Here is a 26,607-nt window from a genome sequence, read left to right as displayed (position 1 = left end):
AATAGAACGGCTTTATAATTTTAGTTTAAAAATAGTTTATACTACTTTTAAAATATAATAGTTTTTCTTTCCTTTTTGAAGTAACACGAATTTATCTCCAATTAAATCGTTTTTAGAAATTACATATTCTTCCGTTACTTTTACTTTGTTCACTGATATAGCATTGTCTTTTAACGCTCTTCTTGTTTCGTTACCTGATGATAAAAATCCAGATTTAACAAATGCATCAACAATTGGGTAACCTGCTTCAATATCAGCTAATGAAACTTCTGCTTGATCTAAACTTTCGAAAACATCGGCTAACGTTTTTAAATCCAATTGTTTTAAATCGTCAACCGTAGGTTTAAAAAAAGCTTGAGAAGCAAAAACGGCTTTTTCATGTTCTTCCGCACCGTGAATCATAACCGTTAATTCTTCGGCTAATTTTTTCTGTAAAGCACGTAAATGTGGTGCTTCAGCATGTTCCGCTAATAAAGCGTCAATGGTTTCTTTATCTAAGAACGTGAATATTTTAATATATCTTTCTGCATCAACATCTGTAGTGTTAAACCAAAACTGGTAAAATTCATATGGAGAAGTTTTATCAGCATCTAACCAAATATTTCCTTTTTCCGATTTTCCGAATTTAGAACCATCTGCTTTTGTAATTAACGGACAAGTCATCGCGAAAGCTTTTCCTTCTGTTTCAGAATCAACATTCATTCTTCTGATTAATTCTGTTCCAGTAGTAATATTTCCCCATTGATCACTTCCACCCATTTGTAATAAACAATTGTGGTGTTTGTGTAAATGGTAAAAATCGTATCCTTGAATTAATTGGTACGTAAACTCTGTAAAACTCATTCCTTCACCTTCTCCAGATAAACGTTTTTTAACCGAATCTTTACTCATCATGTAGTTCACGGTAATACGTTTTCCTACTTCACGAACAAAATCGATAAAAGAAAACTCTTTCATCCAATCGTAATTGTTAACTAATACAGGAGCTTGTGCATCTGTTGCATCGAAATCTAAAAAGCGAGATAAAACGCGTTTAATTCCTTCAACATTTTTATTTAAAGTCGCTTCGTCTAATAAATTTCTTTCAGCCGATTTTCCTGATGGATCACCAATCATACCCGTAGCACCACCAACTAAAGCGAAAGGTTTGTGCCCAAATTTACGTAAGTGCATCAATAAAATAATAGGCACTAAACTTCCAATATGTAATGAATCTGAAGTTGGATCAAATCCAATATAAACAGCTGTTGGTTCTTTTAAAAGTTGTTCTTCTGTTCCTGGCATAGCATCGTGTACTAAGCCTCTCCATTGTAATTCTTGGTATAAATTCTTCATTATTATTTATTTTTTTTCACCCTCAGCATCTGGGTCTTCATTATTTTCTAATACATCCATGGTTAACTCCTTCAACTCTTGTTGGTTGGCAATACTTCTGTTTAATGATAAAACCAAACTTGGTAATAAAATTAAATTGGTTAGCATACCAAATAATAAAGTAATTGAAACCAAACCACCTAAAGCTACTGTTCCTCCAAATTCCGATAAAGTAAATACCGAAAATCCGAACAATAATACAAAAGAAGTATAAAACATACTTGGACCTTCTTCATCTAAAGTAGAGAAGATTGATTTTTTAATTTTCCAATTATTGCGAATTAATTCTTGGCGATATTGGGCTAAGAATCGAATCGTATCATCAACCGATAAACCAAACGCAATTCCGAATACTAAAATAGTAGAAGGTTTAATCGGAATTCCTAAATATCCCATTAATCCAGCCGTAGCAAGTAATGGTAATAAATTCGGAATTAACGCTACAAAAATCATTTTCACCGAACGGAATAAGAAAAAGATTAAAGCGGCTGTTAAAGCTAATGCAAAAATTAACGATTCAATTAAATTGTCTAATAAATAACCAGTTCCTTTTTGGAATAATAATGCTTTTCCAGTTATAGTAACTGTAAATCTTTCTTTTGGAAATAACTTATTAATTCGGTCTTGTAATTTTTCTTCAACTTCAATCATTTCATCTGTCCCAATTTCTTTCATAAAAGTTGAAATTCTTGCATAACGACCCGTATCATCTACATAACTTTTCAGCGGATTGTTTTTACTATCTTTTGATGAATTTTTTATATATGGTAAAATAAAAGCTTGCTCTTGTGAATTTGGTAAATCATAAAAAGCTGGATTCCCGTTATAATACGCTTGCTTTGAAAATTTTACTAAGTTCACAATTGAAACAGGCTTTGAAAGTTCTGGAATCGCTTCAATTTCTTGTTGCAATTCATCCATTTTCTTCAAAGTAGAAGCTTTCATGACACCTTTTTTACGTTTCGTGTCAATTAAAATCTCTACGGGTAAAACGCCATTAAATTCTTTTTCAAAGAAACGAATATCATCAAAGAAAGCTGTTTTTTTAGGCATGTCTTCTAAGATACTTCCAGAGATTTTCATTTTGTACACACCAATGATTCCGATAATTAAAATTCCTACTGCAACTGAATAAACTTTTACATTATGGTATTTTACTTGGTCGATGATCCAGTTTTTAAAGTTTACCAAATATCCACGTTCCAAATGCTCTAAATGTTTTGCTTTCGGAATTGGCATGAAACTGAAAAAAATTGGAATCACAAATAAACTCAGAATGAATAGTAACATAATGTTAACTGAAGTTACAATTCCGAATTCTTGTAATAATTTATTATCCGTAATGATAAACGTAGCAAAACCAACTGCTGTTGTTACATTCGTAATAAACGTTGCGGTTCCAACTTTCGTTAATACACGTTGTAAACCTTTTGCTTTGTTACCGTGAGCACGAGCTTCTTGGTGGTATTTATTGGTTAAGAAAATACAATTCGGAATTCCAATAATTACAATTAATGATGGAACTAAAGCCGTTAATACCGTAATTTCATAGCGTAACAATCCTAATAATCCGAAAGACCACATTACTCCAATCATTACGACAAAAACTGCCATTAAAGTAGTACGGAACGAACGGAAAAAGAAATAGAAAATTAACGATGTTACTAATAATGTCGCACCAATAAACAAACCAATTTCGCTAATAATTGCTTTGGCATTTAGCGTTCTGATGTAGGGCATTCCAGATACTTTGATGTCGGTTTTAGTCTTGGCCTTAAATTCATCAATGGCTGGAATTAACTTATTTAAAACGAATTCTTTACGATCTGGTTTGTTTACAATATCTTTTTTTACATAAATAACGCTTCTTACAATTCCACTTTTTTTATTGAACAATAAGCTTTCGTAAAAAGGCATTTTGTTTAATAAATCGTGTTTTTTGTTATTTAGATAAGCAGCATCAGCTATTTGAGTGGGATCGATAAATTTTTGAGTTTGAAACGTTTGTAACGAATCATTTTTTTTCAAATCTAAAATCTCATTAAACGACAAAACATTTTCAACTTCTTTGTTTTTCGCAATAGAAGCCATCATGTTGTTCCAAGCTTTAAAAGTTGCTGGTTTAAAAACGTCCTCACTTTTTACAGCAAATACAATAACGTTGCCTTCTTCACCAAACTTCTTTAAAAAGTCAGTGTAAGCAATATTATCTTTATGGTCGTTTGGTAAAAGATTCGCTTCAGTTTGGGTAAAACGGATGTATTGCCATTGCGTAGCCATAAAAATGGTAAAAGCAACGATTAATAAAATTACCCAATGTCTATTTCTTAAAAGAGTACGCGCTACAAAATTCCAAAAACTGGTGTTTAGCCACTTCGTCATGATATAAATTTAGTGTGCAAAGGTAAGAATTATGATGAAATATAGTCTTAAAATGAGTTAAAAAGATGGTTTTTTTAACCATATAAGTCATATAAGTTTTCAAGTTGACAAGATTGATAGTGTTTATTTTAACTAAATCCCCAAATTCAACGTAAAGGATAATTTTATCGCTAAATTTTGGTCGAATTTTGGTAATTGATACGGACCATATCGGTAATACGTAGACAATCCGAAGCCTTTGAAGATATTTTGCAATTCGAAACCAGATTCATAAAAACCTTTTTCCATCGTTTTAAACACAATACCTTGATGATTTTCTGGGTTGGATAAATTACCAAAGGCGAGTTTGGTTCCTAGTACTAAAGTAGGTTTGATGCTTTTCGAAATCATCCATTTGTTAAAATGATGTTTAATTTGAAATAGCGAATAGCGATCCGAATAAAATTCATTGAAATACATAGTTTCAAACGATGTTTTATTAGCGAAAGTAATGCGTCTTAAAATCGCTTCTTTATCTAAATTGTTCGGAGAAACACTATATAAATGGGAAAGTGGAGCATTCCCTAAACTAATTCCTGCTTGTAGTAAAAAAGTGGTTTTTCTACCCGATAAATGTTTTTTCTCAAAATTTATACGAGTGTCAATTTTAGTAAATTCAATATTGTCACTCATCAAATCCGGAATAGCTTGTGCAATTTGTAAAGTCACTTTTGGAAACCCTTTTTCAACTTCTAAAATTTCTTCAGGCGCTTGTAAAAATTTACTTTTTGGCGACCATTCTAAACTTAAAGTGGCTAGCGTTAAACTGTAAATATCATAAGTTGTTTTCGGAGTAACGAATTCGTAATTGAACAACGGATTAATTCGAGAACGATTGATGTTAAATATGGTTTCGACTTTAGAAATAAATTTCGATTCAAACGTAAATTCATACGATTGATGGTTGTAAAACGTAGAAATATTAAACGGTCGTGGATCGTATAATTTGAATCTCTTATTATCAGCTAATAAAGATAAATCGGCAAATTCGGTTATGTCGTCTGTAAAGGAACCCGTTATCCAAGTGTCGGTGTTTTTTGAAACTCGGAACGAACTTCCAAACTGACTTTTAAAAACTCCGTCTTTGGTTCCGTAAGCACCATATCCAAAAATTTTAAAATAAGGTGATAAGCGGTTATTAGTAGACAGTCCAAGTCCTAAACGGAAACCTTCATAATTATTATATTTGAAAATATCACGCGCTCGAACATCTAAAAATCCAAAAGGAATTTGTCCGTTAATTAGCTTTTTTCCAAAATAAATTTTCTTTTCAATTTTGGTGGCAGTTACTAAACTATCTAATGTTTGATAGGTATGTTGAGAACGAAAATCAATACTGTCGTTAGCAATCGCATTGAAAAAAACCGGATTGGCTTTGGTAGCACTTTTATCAATTTGAATTTGATAATGTTGTTTTTTTTGTTTTTCAGAAAAATTATAATCAGAATAATTTCGGTTTATTTTTACGAATATATCACTTGAATAGTCAAACTTTTTTCGAGATGAACCATTGGTCATGTTTTCAAATTGAATGGTTTCCCCTAAAAAATCAATATTGTGTTTCCCTTTCCCTTTGGTAATCCATAAACTCTGCGAAACCGGAAACCACGATTTTCCATTATTAAACCATCCAAAAATAGTTTCTGTTTTGACATTGATGATACTGTTGATGTAAAAATTACTTTTAGTGATAGAAAAAGATTGTAAATGAACGGTAACAGAACCCGTAATTTTATTTTTAAATATGTTCTTTTTAGATTCAAATTGTAATACAATTTCTTTACCTTTTTTAGTTTGAATGGTATCGACAATTTCGAATTTGTATTTTTTGGAACCTTCAGCAGTAAAAGGGTTTTGAAAAGTAAATTGTAATATTTTCAATTGTTTTTTACTCAAATCAAAAGGCATGAATTCCTGTCCCAATAATTCGTAAACCGGTTGCTTTAACCCAGCCATTTTTAACCCAATAATATTTTCTTTTTTCTTGCCTTTAAGTACAGAAATAGTGGAAACTTTCTCGGTTTGATAAATGTGTTGTTTGGTAATTAGTTTTTTGAATTTATAACTAGAAGAATCAATTACAAATTTTGTTTTTTTCTTGTTTTTGAATAGCGTATCTATTGAACTAGAAATAGAATCAGGATGTGCAGAAATGATGGCTTTTTCGTAAAAAGAATAACTAAAATCTAACGCTTTTAAATTATTATTATTCTGAATTCGGATAATATTACTTAGTAATTTTTGAGTATTTTCATCTTGTTTTATAGTATTCTTCTGAGCCAAAGCTCCAAAAGAACACATGAACAAAACCCAAAATAATATCCTCATTTAGTAGTAAATTTAAAGCAAATATACAGATAATAAAAAAAGCGTTCAATTTCTTGAACGCTTTAATAGTTTTTTAACTAAAATTATTTCGCTTCGTTGAAACGTCTTGTAACTTCGTCCCAGTTAATTACATTGAAAAAAGCTTCAACGTAATCAGGTCTTCTGTTTTGATAGTTTAAATAATACGCGTGTTCCCAAACATCTAAACCTAAAATTGGTGCACCACCGCAACCAATTCCTGGCATTAATGGATTGTCTTGGTTTGCTGAAGAACAAACTTCAACTTTTCCACCTTTTTGCACACATAACCAAGCCCATCCAGAACCGAAACGTGTAGCAGCAGCTTTAGAAAATTCTGCTTTAAAATTGTCAAATGAACCATAAGCAGCATCAATTGCAGCAGCTAATTCACCTGTTGGTAAACCACCACCATTTGGCGACATTACTGTCCAAAATAAGTTATGATTGTAAAATCCACCACCGTTATTTCTAACGGGCATGTTATTCATATCTAAATTAGCCATAATTGCATCGATAGAATGATTTTCTAAATCTGTTCCAGCAATTGCAGCATTTAAATTTGTTGTATAAGCATTATGATGTTTTGTATGGTGAATTTCCATAGTTCTCGCATCAATATGTGGTTCTAATGCATCGTATGCATAAGGTAATTGTGGTAATTCAAAAGCCATGATATACTATTTTAAATGATTATTATTTTTTTCAAATTTATAACTTTAACTTTGAAAATAAAAATTTACAAGGCATAAACGAAATTGATTTAACACATAGATTCATAGATTTTTTTGATTATAGTGAAGATGCTTCGCTTGTAAAAGGGCTATGTTCTTGAATTCAAAATTGTAGCCACGAATTCTCGAATTTTTTCTGTTCCTTTTTTAATTTTATTCGAATAATTATCGACTATGTCGATTAATAATTTTTTTAATGATATTTTTACATTCGTGAATTCGTGGCTAAAAAATAAATAACATTTCCATTTATGGCATTTCAATTGTATAACGCTTCAGCAGGTTCTGGAAAAACCTATACTTTAACAAAAGAATATTTGAAGATTTTGTTAAAAGCTCCTTCTAATGATGCCTATAAAAAAATTCTAGCGATTACGTTTACGAATAAAGCTGTAGAAGAAATGAAAAGCCGAATTGTAGAAAGTTTAATTGCTTTTACAGAAGATGAGGTTTCAGATAAAACATTAGCTTTCATGCAAGAAATTGCTTCTGAAATCAAACTTGATGTGCATTCTATACAAGTAAAATCGAGAAAAATATTAAAAAACTTAATTCATAATTATGCTGCTTTTGATATTTCTACGATTGATAAATTTACCCACCGAATCATTCGAACGTTTACGCACGACTTGAATTTACCTACGAATTTTGACGTAACACTAGATACAGATGAATTACTAAAAAATGCCATTGATGTTGTTGTTGCTAAAGCAGGTGAAGACGAACAATTGACCAATATTCTTGTCAATTTTGCTAAAAACAAAGCAGATGACGATAAAAGTTGGGATGTTACAGTCGATTTATATAAGGTTTCTAAGTTAATTTTAAACGAAGAACATTTTTTTAATTTCGGAAAATTAGCCGATAAAACGGTTGATGATTTTGCTAAGATTTCAGAAAAAATAAAGCTGAAAGTTGAAAACAATAAAAATGTAATTAAAGAAAATGCAAAACTTATTTTAGATGATTTTACAGCAAATAATTTAACGAAAGACGATTTTGATAGAGGAACTTTTTTTAATCATGTTGTAAATTTATTTCAAGAAAAAGCTTCTGATTATGATTTTGTAAACGATAGAGAAATTAAAGAATCATCGAAATCAAAACAACCAGAAACGGTTAAATTTTTAAGTAAATCTTGGAAGTTAAAATTAGCTTTGATTTACCGTGCAAAACATGAAAATGCCTTATTTGATTTGATTATCAAAAACATGATTCCGTTGTCGTTAATTAAAGTCATCTATAAAGAATATAAAAAGCTACAAGAAGATCAAAATGTGTTGTCTATTTCCGATTTCAACACCATCATTCATGATGAAATAAAAGACCAACCTGCACCATTTATTTATGAACGTTTGGGCGACAGATACCGTCATTATTTTATTGACGAATTTCAAGATACTTCGCAATTGCAATGGGAAAATTTTATTCCTTTAATTGATAATGCATTGGCGAGTGAAGATTTAGATGGAACGCAAGGTTCGTTAATGATTGTGGGCGATCCAAAACAATCTATTTACCGTTGGCGCGGTGGAAAAGCAGAACAATTTATCGATTTAAGTAATTCAGTAAATCCGTTTTCAAACAAAGAAAAATCCGTTAAAAATTTACCGAAGAATTACCGAAGTTTTTCAGAAGTTATCCAGTTTAACAATCAGTTTTTTCAATTTCTTTCGGATGAATTTGCAAACGAAGATTATAAAAAATTATATCTAAATACTGCTATGCAAGAAGTGAATACGAAGCAAGGCGGATTGGTTTCAATTAACTTTTTAAATGATGATATTGAAATTACTGAAGAGATTGCCGATGACGAATCCATCACAGAAAAAGACAAACAATATTTATCTAAAACGTTAGAGATTATTCAAAAATCTATTGCTAATGGTTTTGATTATTCGGACATCGTTTTACTAACTCGAAAAACGAGAAATGGTGTTTTGTTGGCCAATTTCTTAACGGAAAAAAACATACCAATTATTTCTTCCGAAACATTGTTAATTCAAAATGCTTCGGAAGTAAAATTCATCATAAACTTTTTAGAATATTTAGACAGTGCGAATAATCAGGAATCGAAAATAAATTGGTTGTATTTTGTTGCAAAAGAAAAAGTGGCTAAAAATGATATTCATGAATTTATTGTAAAAGCTAAAGATTTATCGGAAACGGATTTAGAACACTATTTGGCTCTGTATGATTGTTCGATTTCTTTTGAAAATTGTAGAAAAAAATCATTATATGAAGCAGTTGAAAATATTGCTCATGTGTTTTTAAAAGAAAAAACAACCATTTCATATGTGCAGTATTTTCTCGATTTGGTTTTGGAAAGAAATGTAAAATTTCAAACGAGTATTGCCGATTTTCTTGATTATTGGAAGAAAACTGGATTTCAAAAAAGTATACCGTCACCAGAAGGAGAAAAAGCGATTCGAATTATGACCATTCATAAATCGAAAGGATTAGAATTTCCTGTGGTGATTTATCCGTTTGCAGACGACGATTTGAAATCTCGCGGTAATGATGTTTGGATTCCTTTAGAAGACGAAAGTATCGATTTACCACAAGCATTAGTGAGTCAGAATAAAGCGTTAGAGAAGTACAATGAAGCGACGAATGAAATTTACCAAACGAAAACACAAGAAGAAATTTTAGATACTATTAATGTATTATATGTTGCCTTAACACGTGCTGAGGAACAATTGCATATCATAAGTAGTTATAAAATAATTAGTGGAGGAAAAATTTCAACTTCTAAAACATTAGCAACATATTTCATAAATTTCTTAGAACAAAATGCTAATTTTTCAATTGAACAAAAAGAATATGTATTTGGAAATGCCAAACGATTATCACAACCAAAATCCTTTTCAAATAATAAAGCAGAAATACATACGGTAGAACATGCTTTGGATTTTTCTTCCATAAAAATTGCAAAAAAAGAAGCATTAATGTGGGGAACTTCACAACAAGATGCGATTGAGTTTGGAAATATTTTACATCAGATATTATCGTATATCATTAAGCCAAACGATGTAGAAGAAGCTATAACTAAAAGTTTGGAGGAAGGTTTGATTCAATTTTCAGAAAAAACTATTTTCGAAGAAAAGATCAAGCAAATTATTCAGCATCCAGAATTAGAAGCTTTTTTCAATCCGAATTTTACTGTTTTTACAGAACACAATATTATTTCTCCAAATGAAATTAATTTAAAACCAGACCGTTTGGTTCTTCATAATAATGAAGCTTATTTAATTGATTATAAAACGGGTGTGCCAGAAGAAAAGCATAAAAAGCAAATAGAAAACTATGTGCGAGTTATTGAAAAAATGAATTTAAAAGTGAGTAAAAAAGTACTACTATATATAGGAGAAGAATTAAAAATTATACATTTGTAAAAAATAATTAAATTAAAGGTTTCAACATCGAACCTAAAACCATAAACAATAAACACAAATCATGTACGGTAAAATTAAAGAGCATTTACAAAACGAATTAAATGTTATTGAACAAAACGGATTGTATAAAAAAGAAAGAATTATTACTTCGCCTCAAGGTGCTGAAATAATTGTAAATGGAGAAACAGTTTTAAATTTCTGTGCGAATAATTATTTAGGATTATCATCTCATCCTGAAGTAGTTCAAGCGGCAAAAGACGCATTAGATTCTCATGGATTCGGAATGTCTTCTGTTCGTTTTATTTGTGGTACTCAAGATATTCATAAAAAACTAGAAGCAGAAATTGCTGATTTTTATGGAACAGAAGATACTATTTTATATGCTGCAGCTTTTGATGCAAATGGTGGTGTATTCGAACCTTTATTAGGTGAAGAAGATTGTATCATTTCTGATAGTTTAAATCATGCTTCAATTATCGATGGTGTTCGTTTGTGTAAAGCGGCGCGTTACCGTTATGATAATAACAATATGGAACAATTAGAAGAACAATTGATTAAAGCTACAGAAGCTGGTCATCGTTTTAAATTAATTGTTACGGATGGTGTGTTCTCAATGGACGGATTAGTAGCGCCTTTAGATAAAATTTGCGATTTAGCAGATAAGTATGATGCTTTAGTAATGGTAGACGAATGTCATGCAGCTGGTTTCATAGGCGCATCTGGTAAAGGAACATTAGAAGCTAAAAATGTCATGGGTCGTGTAGATATTATTACAGGAACATTAGGTAAAGCTTTAGGTGGTGCAATGGGAGGTTATACAACGGCTAAAAAAGAAATTATTGAAATCTTACGCCAACGTTCACGTCCATATTTATTTTCAAATTCATTATCTCCTGCAATTGTTGGGGCTTCTTTAAAAGTATTTGAGTTATTGAAAAAAGACAATTCATTAAGAGATAAATTAGAATGGAATACGAATTACTTTAAAGAAGGGTTACGCAAAGCTGGTTTAGATTTTATTGATGGCGATTCTGCAATTGTTCCAGTTATGCTGTATGATGCAAAATTATCGCAAATTATGGCAGATGAATTATTGAAAGAAGGAATTTATGTAATTGGATTTTTCTTCCCAGTAGTTCCAAAAGAAAAAGCCCGTATTAGAGTACAGTTGTCTGCTGCGCATTCTAAAGAACACTTAGACAAGGCGATAGCTGCCTTTACATTAGTGGCAAAAAAATTAAATATTATTCAGTAATTTAGCATTAATTAACTTTTAATTAGGAAAAAAAGCACAAAAGTTTTGTGAATTACAAAAAACATATTACTTTTGTTCATATTATAACGCATTGTAATTAAATTTAATAAAAAGTATGAAACATCTTAACAAACTATTTGCTGGGGCGTTATTGTTGGCTGGATTATCAGCTAATGCTCAAGACAGCACAAACCCATGGGCTATATCTTTTGGTGTAAACGCAGTTGACACTAAAATAAGCATGAAAGGGAATGATCACCTAAGATTTGAAGAATTGTATAATCCACGTGGTAACTTTAACATTGTACCTTCTGTATCTTATGTTAATGTTGCAAGAAATGTTGGAGGAAACTTTAGCTTTGGGTTAACAGGGTCTTTTAACAAAATTTCAAAATGGGTAGAGCATGTACCTGGAACTGAGAATACACACGTTGTAGTAAATCCTGGAGATTTAAACTACTACGGAATTGATGGAGCAATTTCTTACAGCTTCAAAGATTTAATCAAATCTAAATGGTTTGACCCAAGTTTAAATTTAGGAGGAGGTTACACTTTCTTTGGTGATGCTTCTGCTGGAACAGTAAACGGAGGATGGGGATTAAACTTATGGTTTGCTAAAAATGTAGCATTATCATTAGGATCTACTTTAAAATATGGTTTCGATGACAACAGAGTTCCAGATATGGACGTTCCAACTCATATTTTCCACCATGCAGGTTTAAAATTCCAATTTGGTGCTAAAGATACTGACGGAGACGGAATTATCGACAAAGAAGATGCTTGTCCAGATGTACCAGGATTAGAGCAATTCCAAGGTTGTCCTGATACAGATTTAGACGGTATCCAAGATTCTGCTGATGCTTGTCCAAATGATTTCGGAACAGTTGAAATGAATGGTTGTCCTGACCAAGATGGTGATACAGTTGCTGATAAAGATGACGCTTGTATCGATGTACCTGGTTTACCAGTGTTAGGTGGATGTCCAGATGCTGATGGTGACGGTGTTGCTGATAAAGATGACGCTTGTCCTACAATCAAAGGAGAAAAAGCTAACAAAGGTTGTCCATGGCCTGATACAGATGGTGACAAAGTTTTAGATAAAGACGATAAATGTCCTACTGTTGCTGGTACTGTTGCTAACAACGGATGTCCAGAAGTATCAGAAGATACAATGAAAAAATTAAATGATTACGCTAAAACAATCTTATTCGATACAGGAAAATCTTCTTTCCAAAAACAAACTTTACCTGTATTAGAAGCTATGGCTGCTATCTTAAAAGAGTACCCAACTGCTAAGTTTGCTTTAGAAGGTCACACTGATTCTGACGGTAAAGATGCTACTAACTTACAATTATCTAAAGATAGAGCAGCTGCTGTTAAAAATTACTTAATTGAAAAAGGAATCGCTTCTGACAGATTAACTTCTGAAGGTTACGGAGAAACTAAACCAGTTGCTTCTAACAAAACTAAAGCTGGTAAAGCTCAAAACAGAAGAGTAGAAGTTAAATTAGTAAAATAATTTTTCTCTAACAATATTCTTAAAAGGCCTCAATTTATTGAGGCCTTTTTTTTATCTTTATTGCCATGGAGGCAACTTTTTTATCTCAATTAGCTAATGAATTATTAATCAATAGTTCTGAATCTTTATATCAAACAACAATTGTTTTACCGAATAAAAGAGCTAAACTTTTTTTAATAGAAGAATTAAAAAAACAATCAAACGAAACCTTTTTAGCACCTCAAATAATTAGTATTGAAAGCCTAATTGAAGAAATAGCTCAATTAAGAGCTTTAGAAAATATTGAACTCCTATTTGAATTTTATATTGTTTATCTTGAACTAACAGAACAATCAAAACAACAAGATTTTGAACGATTTTCAAGTTGGGCTATCACTATACTACAAGACTTTAATGAAATTGATCGTTATCTAGTTAATCAAAATGAATTATTTTCTTATTTATTGGACATTGAACGTATTAAGCATTGGACACCCAATATAAATAATCAATCTGCTTTAGTAGAAAATCATTTAGAATTTTGGAAATTATTACCAACTTATTACGATACATTCACTCAGCATTTACTCCTTAAAAAAGTTGGTTATCAAGGTTTATTGTATCGAAAATCAGCAGAAAATATTGTAAGTTTTACAAAACAATTAGAAAACAAATCATATGTATTTGCCGGATTCAATGCATTGAACAATGCTGAAGAAACTATTATTAAACATTTATTGGAAAACAATAAAGCAAAAGTTTATTGGGATATTGATGCTGTTTTTCTAAAAGATGAATTTCATGATGCTGGTTTATTCTTAAGAAGGATTAAAAAAACTTGGAAACATTTTGAATCAAATCCATTTAATTGGGTAATGAATGAATTTTCTAAGGAAAAAAATATTGAAGTTATTGGTACTCCCAAATCAATTGGACAGGCCAAAATTGCAGGTAAAATAATTGAAAAAATAGCACAAGAAAATTCTTCATTACAAAATACTGCTGTAGTATTAAGTGAAGAAAATATTTTAATTCCACTATTAAATTCATTACCAGCTGAGGTTGAAAATTTAAATATTACAATGGGTTATCCAAGTAAAAATAATCCTGCACAAATATTAATTTTCAAGTTATTCAATTTGCATTTAAATGCTCAAAAAAGAAATCAAAAGCAAAGTGTTTTCTATTATAAAGAAGTATTGGAAATTTTAAATAATCCATTAGTGGTTTCGAGTGTTAATGCCAATGAAGTAGTTAAAATCATCAAAAATTCCAATTTAACCTTCATTACTGAAAAGCGTTTAACAGATTTGTTTACTAGATACAATCTTCAAAACAATGCTTTAGTTTCATTATTGTTTTTTGATTGGCAAGGTTCAATTACTCAAATTCTTGATAAATTAAAGGCAATTTTAATTTTTATAAAAGAGCATTTGAATAATCAAAACGAACAAGATAAAGTAACCAAAGCTTTTGTTTTTTCTATTTATAACATCATTATAAAGATTTCAAATTATTACGAAACCTATCAAAACATTGATACTTTAGAAATTCTTTTTTCAATCTATAAACAAGTAATCGATCAAGCGCAAGTTTCATTTGAAGGTGAACCTTTACAAGGTTTACAAATTATGGGAATTTTGGAAAGTCGTGTGTTAGATTTTGAAAACGTAATTATTACTTCTTTAAATGAAGGAAAATTACCTGGAGGAAAATCAAACAATTCTTTTATTCCATATGATGTTAAATTAGAAAAAGGATTGCCAACTTACAAAGAACGTGATGCTATTTTTACATATCACTTTTACCGTTTGTTACAACGTGCCAAAAATATATACTTACTTTATAACACCCATTCTGAAGGTATTGATGCTGGAGAGAAAAGTCGTTTTATTACTCAATTAGAAATTGAACATTTACCTAATCATCATTTCAAAAAAGTGTTTTACAATGCGATTAAACCGGATACGATTTATCAACCAATTGAAATTGTAAAAACAGAATCCATTTTAAATCGACTAAAAGAAATAGCAACTGTTAAAGGTTTTTCGCCTTCGGCATTAACGAATTATTTACGAAATCCGATTCAGTTTTATTATCAACGTATTTTAGGTGTTCGTGAAAATGAAGAAGTAGAAGAAAATGTAGCGGTGAATACTTTAGGAACAATTATTCACGAAGTATTAGAAAAAATGTATCAACCTTTTGAAGGAAAAAATATTCAAATTAAAACGGTTGATATTGAAAATATGATTCAAAATATCGAAGCATATACATTGGAAAAATTCATTGAAGTTTATAAAGAAGGTGAAATTAAAAAAGGAAAGAATTTAATTGCTTTTGAAGTCGCCAAACGTAATATTTATAACTTCTTACTTCAAGAAAAACTAAATCTTGAAAATGGAGACGAATTGTTTATTCTTTCGTTAGAAAAAGAACATGCTGCAGAAATAACACATCCCAATTTACCTTATCCTATAAGGATTGCGGGTAAAGTCGATCGTATTGAATTGCGAAATAACACGATTCGTATCATCGATTATAAAACGGGTAAAGTTGAAGCCAAAAAATTAAAAATTGCCACTTTTGAAGGGTTAACATTGGATTTAGCGAATGATAAAATCATTCAATTATTGTGTTATGCGCTAATGTTTCAAAAAAGTGAATGGAAAGGTAATTATAATGTAGAAGTAGGAATTATTTCTTTTAAAAATATGAAAGCTGGCTTTTTGCCTTTTACATTTGGAGCTCCAAGAAGTAAAGATGTTGAGACGGTTATTACTCCAGAATTTTTAGAATTATTCACAGAAGAATTAGTAATTTTAATTCAAGAGATTTTAAATCCTGATGTTTCTTTTAAGGAAGTAATTTAATATTTTCTGCCACGAATTCTCGAATTTTTTATTTTGTAACTTTTGATTCGTATCGACTTTGTCGATAATTATTCGAATAATTATCGTTGATTTTTATTTAATATTCGTCAATTCGTGGCAAAAAATAAAACTCTAATAATTTGCTAACTTTTTGGTTACATTTTCAAAAACCCAACTAAAACTTTCTCCAATTCTGCTTGGTTTTCGAGGTGACTCATATGTCCGTCGTTGAAAGTTACCAATTGAACTTTTGTGCCTTCCACTTGTTCTACATTTTCTTCGTAATTTAAAACAGGATCTTTTTTTCCTAAGATTAACATAATTGGATACGGCGCAAAATGTAAAATCACTTCACGATCTTTACGCAATTTCATGCCTTCTTGAGCCGCAATAATTCCTTGTAAAGGAGTTTGTAACGCTTCTTCACGAACCCATTCAATTTGTTCAATCAGTTTTTCACGGTTTTCTTCCGAAAATAAATTCGCAATACTCATTCGAACCGCTGCTACATAATTTTGTTTGACCGCTTTTATCGCACGAGTTCGGTTCGCAATGCGTTCGTCGCTATCCGCACGAGAAGTCGAATTTAGCAACACCAAACCTTTCATAAATTCTGGATACAATTCGGCGAAAGCCAACGCTACATAACCACCCATCGAATGTCCAACAAAAATAGCTTTTCTAATTTTTAAATCGGTTAAAACATGATGAACAGCATCAGCCATATCTTCCATACTGTGCACATAACCCAAACAATCGGTTTGACCATGACCTAATAAATCAATACAAACCACACGATTTTTTTTAGCTAAAATAGGCGCCAAATACTTCCACATGGTACTGTTTTCCAAAAAACCATGTAATAGAACTACAGTCGTGCCTTTTCCAGTATCGGTGTAGGCGATTTTTGTGTTTTTAAAAAATGTTTGTTTGTAGTTCAAAGTTTATTGTTTGTTGTTGAATAATTTATCTTGCAAAAGTAAGATTTAACCGCAAAGGACAAAAAGATTTTCGCAAAGTTCGCAAAGTTTTTCCGATTCGTTTTATTTTACAAAATGATCAAAAACTACTTTTACTAGACAAATAAGAATAAAAAAAACGGTTTACGAAAGTAAACCGTTATATCTGACCACTAAAAACTGACCACTGAATACTGAATTAAGAATTCATTATCGATTCAATTTCATCCGCTTCAATCGGAATATATTTCATTAAATTAAATGGTGCTCCAGTTGGCTGAATAACCACATCATCTTCTAAACGAATACCAAATCCTTCTGCTGGAATATAAATTCCTGGTTCCACCGTGAAAACCATATTTGCTTGCATAGGTTCATGTAATAATCCGTAATCGTGTGTGTCCAAACCTAAATGATGCGACGTTCCGTGCATGAAATATTTTTTATAGGCTGGCCAATCCGGATTTTCATTCTGAACATCTGCTTTGTCGATTAATCCTAAACCTAATAATTCTGATGTCATTACTTTACCAACTTCCACATGGTATTGTTTCCATAATGTTCCAGGAACTAACATTTTTGTTGCTTCGTTTTTCACATTTAAAACGGCATTGTAAACCGCGCGTTGTCTATCTGTAAATCTTCCTGAAACCGGAATCATACGAGTTAAATCTGAAGAATAATTAGCATATTCTGCACCAACATCTAATAAAATTAAATCACCCGCATTACAAACCTGATTGTTCTCAATATAATGTAAAACATTCGCATTATTTCCAGAAGCAATAATTGGAGTGTAAGCAAAACCTTTCGAACGATTGCGTAAAAATTCATGCGCTAATTCGGCTTCAATTTCATATTCAGTCACACCAGGTTTTACGAAATTTAATAATCTTCTAACTCCTTTTTCGGTAATATTACACGCATTCTGAATTAAATCTAACTCAATTTGGTCTTTTACCGAACGTAAACGTTGTAAAATTGGATTCGATTTTTCTACTTTATGTGCAGGATATTCATTTTTCCACCATTTGATGAAACGATCCTCACGTGTTTCTGTTTCTACAGCAGCACGATAATGTTCGTTTGTGTTGATGTACATCGTATCAGCATACATCATTACTTCTTTCAATACTTTATGAAAATCTTGTAACCAATACACCGATTTAATTCCAGCTACTTCAAATGCTCTTTCTTTTGTAAGTTTTTCACCTTCCCAAATAGCAATATGTTCATTTGTTTCTTTTAAGAATAATATTTCTTTTAAATGCTCATAAGGTGCATCAGGAAATAATAATAAGATACTTTCTTCTTGATCTACTCCCGATAAATAAAATATATCTCTATGTTGTGCAAATGGTAAGGTACTATCAGCAGAAACCGGATAAATATCATTGGAATTAAAAACAGCAACTCCGTTTGGCTTCATTTGAGCCATAAAGTTTTTTCTGTTTTTAATGAAAAGTTCACGATTAATTGGTAAATACTTCATTGTGTCGTAATTTTTAAATATAAGATTTCAAAAATAATAACTTTCAAAGGAATACTTATCAAAATATTCTGTTAATTTTGAAGAAATCAATTTATCAAATATGAAAAAATTAGTTGTTTTAGTTTCTTTTCTGAGCGCATTCTTCTCTTTTGCTCAAGTGAGTGAATTTCAATCTGTAAAATTTCAAAATATTGGTCCGACTATCATGAGTGGCCGAATTGTCGATTTAGCGGTAAATGATGCCAATCCAACTGAATTTTATGCGGCTTATGCAACTGGAGGTTTATGGTATACGAACAATAACGGAATAAGTTTTGAATCGGTAATGGATAACGCACCAACGCAAAATGTGGGTTGTGTAGCAGTCGATTGGAAATCGGGATTGATTTTAGTTGGAACAGGTGAAGTAAATTCGTCTCGTTCTTCCTATGCTGGAATTGGAGTTTTAAAATCAACGGATAAAGGAAAAACATGGACCAATATTGGTTTTCCAGATAGTCATCATATTTCGAAAATTTGGATCAACCCGAATAATAATAATGAAATTGTAGTGGGTGTTTTAGGACATTTATATTCAAAAAATGAAGAACGCGGTGTTTTTAAAACAACAGATGGTGGAAAAACATGGACAAAAACCTTATTCATCAATGAAGATACTGGAATAATTGATATCAGTTTCGCGCCAAATAATCCAAAAATAATGTTTGCGGCTGCGTGGGAAAGAGAACGTAAAGCGAATAATTTTAAAGGCAACGGAATTGGTTCGGGAATATATAAAAGTGAAGATGCAGGAACCACTTGGAAAAAAATTGATGCCAATTCTGGATTTCCTAGTAACGCTGGAATAGGTAGAATTGGTGTAACTTCTTTCAATGAAAATATTGCTTATGCCATTGTAGATAATCAAAATTTAAAACCAAATGCAAAAGCTGAAAAAGCAAATGTTCCTAATACGAATTTAGCCGAAACAGAAGTAATCGGTGCAGAAATTTATAAAACAATTGATGCTGGTAAAACATGGAAAAAAACACATGATACATTTATTAATGATGCGTTTTATTCGTATGGTTATTATTTTGCTGATATTACTGTAGATGCATCTAATGAAAATAGATTATATATATCTGCTGTTCCTTTGATTTTTTCCAATGATGGTGGAAAATCATTTGAAACAATTGATAAAGATAATGTTCATGCAGATCACCATGTATGTTGGGTGAATCCTAAAAATCCAAATCATGTTATCAATGGAAATGATGGAGGAGTTAATATTACTTACGATAATGGTAAACATTGGGTAAAATGCAACAACCAAGCCGTTGGACAATTTTATACGGTAAATGTTGATAATAAAGAAAATTATGAAGTTTATGGAGGTTTGCAAGATAATGGTGTTTGGGCTGGTCCAAATGATTATGAATCGAATCCTGAATGGTTACAAAACGGAAAATATCCTTATGAATTTTTAAGTGGAGGAGACGGAATGCAAGTCCAAATAGATACTAGAACCAATAATTTGGTTTATACTGGTTCTCAGTTTGGTGCTTATTTTAAAATAGATAGAAAATCTGGTAAAAGAGAATACATTACTCCAAGAGCTGATAAAAAAGAAGAGCCTTACCGATTCAATTGGCAAACTCCTATTTTACTATCTCAACACAATCAAGATATAATTTACTTTGGTGGACAATATTTGTTTAGGTCCATGAATCAAGGAAAAGATTGGGAGAAAATATCTACTGATTTAACTAATGGAAAAGTTGAAGGGAACGTACCTTTTGGAACTATTACTTCAATTGCTGAAAGTAAGTTTAAATTCGGGCAATTAGTAGTTGGAACGGATGATGGAAATATTCATGTGACTAAAAATGGTGGGGAAAATTGGATGAAAGTTTCAAGTAGTTTGCCACAAGGATTATGGGTTTCTCGTGTACGATTTTCCAACTTTAAAAAAGATAGAATGTACATCACTTTAAACGGGTATAGAAATGATAATTTCACTACGTATGCTTATGTTTCTGAAGATTTAGGTTCAACTTGGAAATTATTAACGCAAAACTTCAATCAAAATGCGGCTAACGTAATTTTAGAAGATTCTGAAAATGAAAATATTTTGTATTTAGGAACAGATAATGGATTGTTTATTTCGATAGATGGTGGACAAACTTGGCAAGATTTTTCAAATGAGATTCCTAATGTGGCAGTTCATGATTTAGTCATTCAAACTAGAGAAAAAGATTTAATTGTAGCTACTCATGGTCGTTCTTTGTATAAAGTTAATATTGCTAATATTCAGCAAGTTAACGATGCAATAAAGAAAGAAAGATTGGCGTTATTTGCTTTAGAAGATGTTTTTTATTCTAAAAATTGGGGTAATAAGCCATACACTTGGGCTAAGGAAAATGTTCCAAATATTGAACTTTGGTATTATTTAAAAGATCAAGCAAATACAATTTTGACAATAAAAAATAAAGACGGAATAATTGTTTTGAATAGACAAGCTAAAGCTGAAAAAGGCATGTTAAAACTAGATTATGATTTAAGTATTGATGAAAAAACTAAATTAGCTTTAGAAAAGAAAGATTCAAAATTAAAAATTACACCAGCTTCAAATAAAAAATGCTATTTACCAGTTGGAAAATACACAATTGAATTAGAGGCAAATGGTAAAAAAGTAACCCAAACATTAACCATAAAAGAAAGAAAATGAGAGTAAAAATTTTAATTCTATTAGCGTTATCTTTTATCAATTTTTCATGTACAGACGAAGATGATACTCAAAATATAGAACCGCAATTGATAATCAAATTCAAGTTCGATCCTACGCAAGTTCGATTGAATAATATCGGACAGCCATCTACGGTTGCTGCTGGAAATGCAGCTCAATCGCCCATTTTTAACAGCATAAGTGCACATTATTTAGAGTTTACCCCAAATGCTTTAACGCAAGTAGGACAAGGCGCCATTTTATATACTGGTCCATCAACTACTTTAGGTGGAGCCAATGCAATAGATTTTAGTCAGGCTAAGATAGTAGCACAAGGAGAGGCCTTTTTAACTATTCCTTTAAAAAACCTACCTGTTGGAACGTATGAATATGTAAGGTGTTCGTTATCCTATCAAAACTATAATATAAATGTTTTAGCTAGCGGAAATAACTATGTTGGAACTTTGGCAAGTTTTGTAGGTTATAATAATTACATCACCACACATAGTATAGGTAGTAATGTGTTTACAGTTAATGATGATAAATTACAAGGGTATTGGGCTTTTGGAATTCCATCAGTTGGCTATTACACTTCTGGTCAAACTGCAGCTGGAGCAACAACTGTTCCGAATCCAATTGCGGCTACTTCTCCAATTCCTGCAGGATCATGTTTAGTAACCGGAAAATTTTTAAATAATTTTGTAGTTACAGGTAATGAAACTAAAAATGTAGAAGTTGAATTATCGTTATCCATTAACAATAGTTTTGAGTGGCAAGAAGTCAATGCTGACGGAAAATTTGAACCATCTGCAGGTGAAAATGTGGTCGACATGGGTTTAAGAGGTTTAATTCCTAGTTTTTCTATTGTTAATTAATAGCTAAAGTACTGAATTTCAACAAAAGTTAAATTCATTTAAAATCATTATAAATTATCTTTCAAAGGTTGTAAGTGTTACTTATAACCTTTATTTTTGCTAACATTATTAAAACACAAATTAATTTTAACTATAATTATGGCAAAATCAGCATTTTTAAAGTCATCTATTGCAAAAAAATACTGGATGGCACTTACTGGATTGTTCTTATGCTTGTTCTTAGTTGGGCATTTAATAGGAAATCTTCAGTTGTTTAAGTCTGGTTATGAAGGTGCATTACAATTCAATAAATATGCATTGTTCATGACAACAAATCCGTTAATTAAAATTATGTCTTACGTGACATACATTTCAATTTTATTTCATGCAATTGACGGTATTTATTTAGCAATTCAAAACAAGAAAGCGCGTCCTGTTGCATATGCAATGAACAATTCAAGTGCAAATACTTCTTTTTCTTCTAGAAATATGGCTGTATTAGGAACTTTAGTTCTGTTTTTTATCGCAACACATATGATTAATTTCTGGGCTAAAATGAAATTTGGAACTGGAATGCCTTTATTAGTTAAGGAAATTGTTGATCCTAATGTTGGAGCAAAACAATATATGTTAATTGCTACTCCAGAATCTCCACAACAAAACGTACCAGTTCAAGGTCCAGTTTTTGATAACAATATTTTGAAAAAACAACCAATTGCTGATATCTATATCGATGGAAATAAAATTGTTAACAAAAAGAATAATGATGTATTATTTGAAGGTTATAAAGACTTACATAAATTAACGATTTCTTTTTTCAAAAGTAAAGCAAGATTATTTAATGTAATTCCAAATGAAGGTTTAGTGTTTACAATTTTTTATGTTTTATCAATGGCAATTTTAGGATTCCATTTATGGCATGGTTTCCAAAGCGCATTCCAATCATTAGGAATAAACAACAAGTTTACGCCTGCTATTAAAACATTTGGTAAATTATTCTCTGTAATTGTACCAATCTTGTTTGCAATTATTCCAGTTTACATTCACTTTATTTTAAAATAAAAATATATGGCATTAGATTCTAAAATTCCTCAAGGTCATATTTCAGAAAAATGGACCAATCATAAGAACAATCTTAAATTGGTTGCTCCAAATAACAGACCAAAAATCGATGTAATTGTTGTAGGAACAGGTTTAGCAGGTGCTTCAGCTGCTGCTTCTCTTGGTGAAATGGGTTACAACGTAAAAGCTTTTTGCTTCCAAGATTCTCCACGTAGAGCACACTCAATTGCTGCTCAAGGAGGTATTAACGCTGCAAAAAATTATCAAAATGATGGAGATAGTACGTACAGACTATTCTATGATACAATTAAAGGTGGTGACTACCGTGCGCGTGAAGCAAACGTTCACCGTTTAGCAGAGGTTTCAGCAAATATTATCGACCAATGTGTAGCTCAAGGTGTACCTTTTGCTCGTGATTACGGCGGATTATTAGACAACCGTTCATTCGGTGGAACACAAGTACAACGTACTTTTTATGCTGCTGGACAAACTGGTCAACAATTATTATTAGGAGCGTATTCTGCATTATCTAGACAAATTGGTTTAGGAAATGTAAAAATGTATAACCGTCATGAAATGCTTGATTTAGTGCAAGTAGATGGTAAAGCTCGTGGAATTATTGCTCGTAATTTAATTACTGGTGAATTAGAAAGACATTCAGCGCATGCGGTTATTATTGCTACTGGTGGTTACGGAAATGTATATTTCTTATCTACAAATGCAATGGGAAGTAACGTAACTGCTGCGTGGAAAATCCATAAAAAAGGAGCACATTTTGCAAACCCTTGTTATGTACAAATTCACCCAACATGTATTCCAGTACACGGAACAAATCAGTCGAAATTAACGTTAATGTCTGAATCATTACGTAACTCGGGTCGTATTTGGGTTCCTGCAAAAATTGAAGATGCAGAAGCAATTAGAGCTGGTAAATTAAAGCCAACTCAAATTGCTGAAGAAGATAGAGATTACTACTTAGAAAGAAGATATCCTGCTTTTGGTAACTTAGTACCTCGTGACGTAGCTTCTCGTGCGGCTAAAGAGCGTTGTGATGCTGGTTACGGAATTGAAGCAAACGATACAAATGAAGGAGTTTATTTAGATTTCGCTTCTGAAATTATCAGCAAAGGAAAACAAGCTGCATATACTCAAGGGGATCATAATCCATCAGATGCTAAAATTCAAGAATTAGGTAAAAAATGGGTGGAAGAAAAGTACGGTAACTTATTCACGATGTATGAAAAAATTACTGACGAAAATCCATACGAAACACCGATGAAAATTTATCCAGCAGTACACTATACAATGGGTGGTGTTTGGGTTGATTATAACTTAATGTCATCTATTCCAGGATGTTTCGTTGCAGGAGAAGCTAACTTCTCTGATCACGGAGCTAACCGTTTAGGAGCTTCTGCATTAATGCAAGGTTTAGCGGATGGTTATTTCGTATTACCATACACAGTTTCTAACTATTTAGCAGACGAAATCAGAACAGGAAAAATCTCTACTGATTCACCAGAATTCGTAGAAGCTGAAAATGCAGTTCGCCAATCTATCGATCAGTTCATCAATAATAAAGGAACAAAGTCGGTTGATTATTTCCACAAAAAACTTGGTTTAATTATGTGGAATAAAGTTGGTATGGCTAGAAATGAAAAAGGTTTAACAGAAGCAATTGAAGAAATTGGTAAATTAAGAGAAGAATTCTATAACGATGTATTTGTTCCAGGTGCTGCGAATGAATTCAATCAAGAATTAGAAAAAGCTTTACGTGTTGCTGACTTTATGGAATTAGGTCAATTAATGGCAAAAGATGCTTTATTACGTAAAGAATCTTGTGGTGGACATTTCCGTGAAGAATATCAAGATGCTGAAGGTGAAACATTACGTGATGATGAAAACTTCGCTTATGTTGCTGCTTGGGAATACAACGGAAGCGACGCAAGTAAATCAGTACTTCATAAAGAAGAATTGAAATACGAGTTTATCAAAATTGCTGCTAGAAATTATAAATAAGAAATTATGGCTACGAAAAAAAATATCAATATAAACCTAAAAATTTGGCGTCAGAAAAACGCTAAAGAAAAAGGTAAAATGGAAACATACAAATTGGATAATGTTTCTACAGATAGTTCATTCTTAGAAATGTTAGACCAATTGAATGAGCAATTAGTAAATAACCAACAAGAACCTGTTGCATTTGATCACGATTGTCGTGAAGGTATTTGTGGAATGTGTTCGTTATACATTAACGGTAGAGCGCACGGACCAGATACTGGAACAACAACTTGTCAGTTACACATGCGTAAATTTAAAGATGGGGAAACGATCTTTATTGAACCATGGAGAAGTAAAGCCTTCCCAGTTGTAAAAGATTTAGTTGTAGATAGAAGTTCTTTTGATAGAATTCAACAAGCAGGTGGTTTCGTTTCTGTAAATACTTCAGGGAATACGATTGATGCGAATGCAACTCCAATTAACAAACAAGATGCAGATAAAGCTTTCGAAGCAGCAGCATGTATTGGATGTGGAGCTTGTGTAGCAACTTGTAAAAACGGTTCAGCAATGTTATTTGTTGGAGCTAAAGTTTCTCAATACGCTTTATTACCACAAGGTCAAGTGGAAGCCACACAACGTGTTTTAAACATGGTACGTCAAATGGACGAAGAAGGTTTCGGAAACTGTACCAATACTGGAGCTTGTGAAGTAGAATGTCCGAAAGGAATTTCTTTAGAAAATATCGCTCGTATGAATAGAGAATATTTAAAAGCAAGTATGAAATAATAAATTTCAAATAAAATTTAAGAACGCAATCAATTTTGATTGCGTTTTTTTATAGCTTTACATTTATGAAAACAGCACTTATCCAAACCCATTTAATTTGGGAAAATCCTGAAGCAAATAGAAGCTTATTTGAAGATAAAATCAATTCTATTTCTGATACAATTGACTTAATTGTGTTGCCTGAAATGTTTACTTCTGGTTTTACCATGAATCCTTCAACTGTGGCTGAAACAATGGAAGGTAAAACAATTTCTTGGTTAAGAGAAATGGCAAAATCTAAAAATTGTGCCATTACTGGAAGTTTAGTAATTCAAGAAAATAATAATTTTCACAATCGTATGGTTTTTGTTTTTCCAACCGGAGAAGTGCAACATTACGACAAAAGACATTTGTTTACCTTGGCGGGTGAAGAAAAGGTTTACACCGCTGGAACTGAAAAATTAATTGTAGAATATAAAGGTTGGAGAATTTGTCCTTTGGTTTGTTACGATTTGCGTTTTCCAGTTTTTTCTCGAAATACAGAAAATTACGATTTATTAATTTATGTTGCGAGTTGGCCTCAACCACGCATTAACGCTTGGGATATTTTACTAAAAGCACGTGCTGTTGAAAATTTATCGTATACTATTGGTGTGAATCGAGTAGGAACAGACCAAAATAATTTAGAATACAACGGTCATTCTCAAGTAGTGGATGAATTAGGAAATTATGTGCTTTCGCCACAAGAAAACGATGAAATTTTCATAGTAGAATTAGATAAAAATAAAATGCTAGAAACTAGAAATCGTTTGAATTTTCTAAATGATAAAGATAATTTTCAATTAATTTAATTTGTCACACTGAGCTTGTCGAA

The 26,607-nt window shown here is 31.6% G+C and carries 16 protein-coding genes; 10 read left to right on the top strand and 6 right to left on the bottom strand.

Translation table 11 applies throughout. The features are described from left to right. Positions 1-36: 36 nt before the first annotated feature. The 4 genes from tyrS to BMY86_RS07030 form a co-directional block, all read right to left on the bottom strand. The gene (gene tyrS / locus BMY86_RS07045; RefSeq protein WP_091466968.1) at positions 37-1,335 is read right to left on the bottom strand and encodes a tyrosine--tRNA ligase; all 1,299 of its coding nucleotides are present in this window, start codon (positions 1,333-1,335) and stop codon (positions 37-39) included. Positions 1,336-1,341: 6 nt separating this feature from the next. Beyond that, positions 1,342-3,756, bottom strand: a complete 2,415-nt coding sequence (locus tag BMY86_RS07040) for an efflux RND transporter permease subunit (RefSeq protein ID WP_091466966.1) — start codon at positions 3,754-3,756, stop codon at positions 1,342-1,344. A gap of 132 nt (positions 3,757-3,888) precedes the next feature. Continuing rightward, entirely contained in the window at positions 3,889-6,123 is a 2,235-nt protein-coding gene (locus BMY86_RS07035) for a DUF5686 family protein (RefSeq protein ID WP_143065618.1), read from the bottom strand. 83 nt (positions 6,124-6,206) lie between these two features. Beyond that, positions 6,207-6,815, bottom strand: a complete 609-nt coding sequence (locus tag BMY86_RS07030) for a superoxide dismutase (RefSeq protein ID WP_091466961.1) — start codon at positions 6,813-6,815, stop codon at positions 6,207-6,209. Between the two features lie 311 nt (positions 6,816-7,126). Here BMY86_RS07030 and BMY86_RS07025 point away from each other — a divergent pair, with 311 nt between their 5' ends. The 4 genes from BMY86_RS07025 to BMY86_RS07010 all read left to right on the top strand — a co-directional run bounded on the left by BMY86_RS07025 (position 7,127) and on the right by BMY86_RS07010 (position 15,896). Next, positions 7,127-10,270, top strand: a complete 3,144-nt coding sequence (locus tag BMY86_RS07025) for a UvrD-helicase domain-containing protein (protein WP_091466958.1) — start codon at positions 7,127-7,129, stop codon at positions 10,268-10,270. A gap of 61 nt (positions 10,271-10,331) precedes the next feature. After that, a complete protein-coding gene (gene kbl, locus BMY86_RS07020) occupies positions 10,332-11,525 on the top strand; it encodes a glycine C-acetyltransferase (RefSeq protein ID WP_091466955.1) in 1,194 nt (397 codons plus the stop codon). A gap of 115 nt (positions 11,526-11,640) precedes the next feature. Further along, the gene (locus tag BMY86_RS07015; RefSeq protein WP_091466952.1) at positions 11,641-13,044 is read left to right on the top strand and encodes an OmpA family protein; all 1,404 of its coding nucleotides are present in this window, start codon (positions 11,641-11,643) and stop codon (positions 13,042-13,044) included. Between the two features lie 65 nt (positions 13,045-13,109). Continuing rightward, positions 13,110-15,896, top strand: a complete 2,787-nt coding sequence (locus BMY86_RS07010) for a PD-(D/E)XK nuclease family protein (RefSeq protein WP_091466949.1) — start codon at positions 13,110-13,112, stop codon at positions 15,894-15,896. 155 nt (positions 15,897-16,051) lie between these two features. Here the strand turns inward: BMY86_RS07010 and BMY86_RS07005 are convergent, their stop codons facing one another. Beyond that, positions 16,052-16,837 (bottom strand): alpha/beta fold hydrolase, encoded by a 786-nt coding sequence (locus BMY86_RS07005; protein WP_091466946.1) that lies wholly within the window; start codon positions 16,835-16,837, stop codon positions 16,052-16,054. A gap of 217 nt (positions 16,838-17,054) precedes the next feature. Beyond that, positions 17,055-18,347: an aminopeptidase P family protein gene (locus BMY86_RS07000; RefSeq protein ID WP_091466943.1), complete on the bottom strand. Its 1,293-nt coding sequence runs from the start codon at positions 18,345-18,347 to the stop codon at positions 17,055-17,057. 100 nt (positions 18,348-18,447) lie between these two features. Here BMY86_RS07000 and BMY86_RS06995 point away from each other — a divergent pair, with 100 nt between their 5' ends. The 6 genes from BMY86_RS06995 to BMY86_RS06970 all read left to right on the top strand — a co-directional run bounded on the left by BMY86_RS06995 (position 18,448) and on the right by BMY86_RS06970 (position 26,584). Then, a complete protein-coding gene (locus BMY86_RS06995) occupies positions 18,448-21,057 on the top strand; it encodes a VPS10 domain-containing protein (RefSeq protein ID WP_091466940.1) in 2,610 nt (869 codons plus the stop codon). Then, positions 21,054-21,929 (top strand): hypothetical protein, encoded by an 876-nt coding sequence (locus BMY86_RS06990; protein WP_091466937.1) that lies wholly within the window; start codon positions 21,054-21,056, stop codon positions 21,927-21,929. The genes BMY86_RS06995 and BMY86_RS06990 overlap by 4 nt, the downstream gene beginning before the upstream one ends. A gap of 138 nt (positions 21,930-22,067) precedes the next feature. Continuing rightward, the gene (locus tag BMY86_RS06985; RefSeq protein ID WP_091466935.1) at positions 22,068-22,970 is read left to right on the top strand and encodes a succinate dehydrogenase cytochrome b subunit; all 903 of its coding nucleotides are present in this window, start codon (positions 22,068-22,070) and stop codon (positions 22,968-22,970) included. 6 nt (positions 22,971-22,976) lie between these two features. Next, positions 22,977-24,986, top strand: a complete 2,010-nt coding sequence (locus tag BMY86_RS06980) for a fumarate reductase/succinate dehydrogenase flavoprotein subunit (protein ID WP_091466933.1) — start codon at positions 22,977-22,979, stop codon at positions 24,984-24,986. 6 nt (positions 24,987-24,992) lie between these two features. Next, the gene (locus BMY86_RS06975; RefSeq protein ID WP_091466931.1) at positions 24,993-25,754 is read left to right on the top strand and encodes a succinate dehydrogenase/fumarate reductase iron-sulfur subunit; all 762 of its coding nucleotides are present in this window, start codon (positions 24,993-24,995) and stop codon (positions 25,752-25,754) included. 65 nt (positions 25,755-25,819) lie between these two features. Then, positions 25,820-26,584 carry an amidohydrolase gene (locus BMY86_RS06970; protein WP_091466928.1) on the top strand — a complete coding sequence of 255 codons (765 nt, stop codon included), beginning with the start codon at positions 25,820-25,822 and terminating at the stop codon, positions 26,582-26,584. Positions 26,585-26,607 lie beyond the last annotated feature (23 nt).

Origin of the sequence: Flavobacterium urocaniciphilum, assembly GCF_900110615.1 — a bacterium.
Classification (GTDB): domain Bacteria; phylum Bacteroidota; class Bacteroidia; order Flavobacteriales; family Flavobacteriaceae; genus Flavobacterium; species Flavobacterium urocaniciphilum.
Note: the sequence above shows the minus strand (reverse complement) of the source record. Positions and strands in the feature narration are given on the sequence as shown.

Coding starts and splice junctions, on each gene's coding strand:
- BMY86_RS06995 (WP_091466940.1), top strand. CDS start 18,448: ATGAAAAAATTAGTTGTTTTAGTTTCTTTTCTGAGCGCATTCTTCTCT.
- BMY86_RS07035 (WP_143065618.1), bottom strand. CDS start 6,123: ATGAGGATATTATTTTGGGTTTTGTTCATGTGTTCTTTTGGAGCTTTG.
- BMY86_RS07030 (WP_091466961.1), bottom strand. CDS start 6,815: ATGGCTTTTGAATTACCACAATTACCTTATGCATACGATGCATTAGAA.
- BMY86_RS07000 (WP_091466943.1), bottom strand. CDS start 18,347: ATGAAGTATTTACCAATTAATCGTGAACTTTTCATTAAAAACAGAAAA.
- BMY86_RS06975 (WP_091466931.1), top strand. CDS start 24,993: ATGGCTACGAAAAAAAATATCAATATAAACCTAAAAATTTGGCGTCAG.
- BMY86_RS07010 (WP_091466949.1), top strand. CDS start 13,110: ATGGAGGCAACTTTTTTATCTCAATTAGCTAATGAATTATTAATCAAT.
- BMY86_RS06990 (WP_091466937.1), top strand. CDS start 21,054: ATGAGAGTAAAAATTTTAATTCTATTAGCGTTATCTTTTATCAATTTT.
- BMY86_RS06980 (WP_091466933.1), top strand. CDS start 22,977: ATGGCATTAGATTCTAAAATTCCTCAAGGTCATATTTCAGAAAAATGG.
- BMY86_RS06970 (WP_091466928.1), top strand. CDS start 25,820: ATGAAAACAGCACTTATCCAAACCCATTTAATTTGGGAAAATCCTGAA.
- BMY86_RS07025 (WP_091466958.1), top strand. CDS start 7,127: ATGGCATTTCAATTGTATAACGCTTCAGCAGGTTCTGGAAAAACCTAT.
- BMY86_RS07040 (WP_091466966.1), bottom strand. CDS start 3,756: ATGACGAAGTGGCTAAACACCAGTTTTTGGAATTTTGTAGCGCGTACT.
- tyrS (WP_091466968.1), bottom strand. CDS start 1,335: ATGAAGAATTTATACCAAGAATTACAATGGAGAGGCTTAGTACACGAT.
- BMY86_RS06985 (WP_091466935.1), top strand. CDS start 22,068: ATGGCAAAATCAGCATTTTTAAAGTCATCTATTGCAAAAAAATACTGG.
- kbl (WP_091466955.1), top strand. CDS start 10,332: ATGTACGGTAAAATTAAAGAGCATTTACAAAACGAATTAAATGTTATT.
- BMY86_RS07015 (WP_091466952.1), top strand. CDS start 11,641: ATGAAACATCTTAACAAACTATTTGCTGGGGCGTTATTGTTGGCTGGA.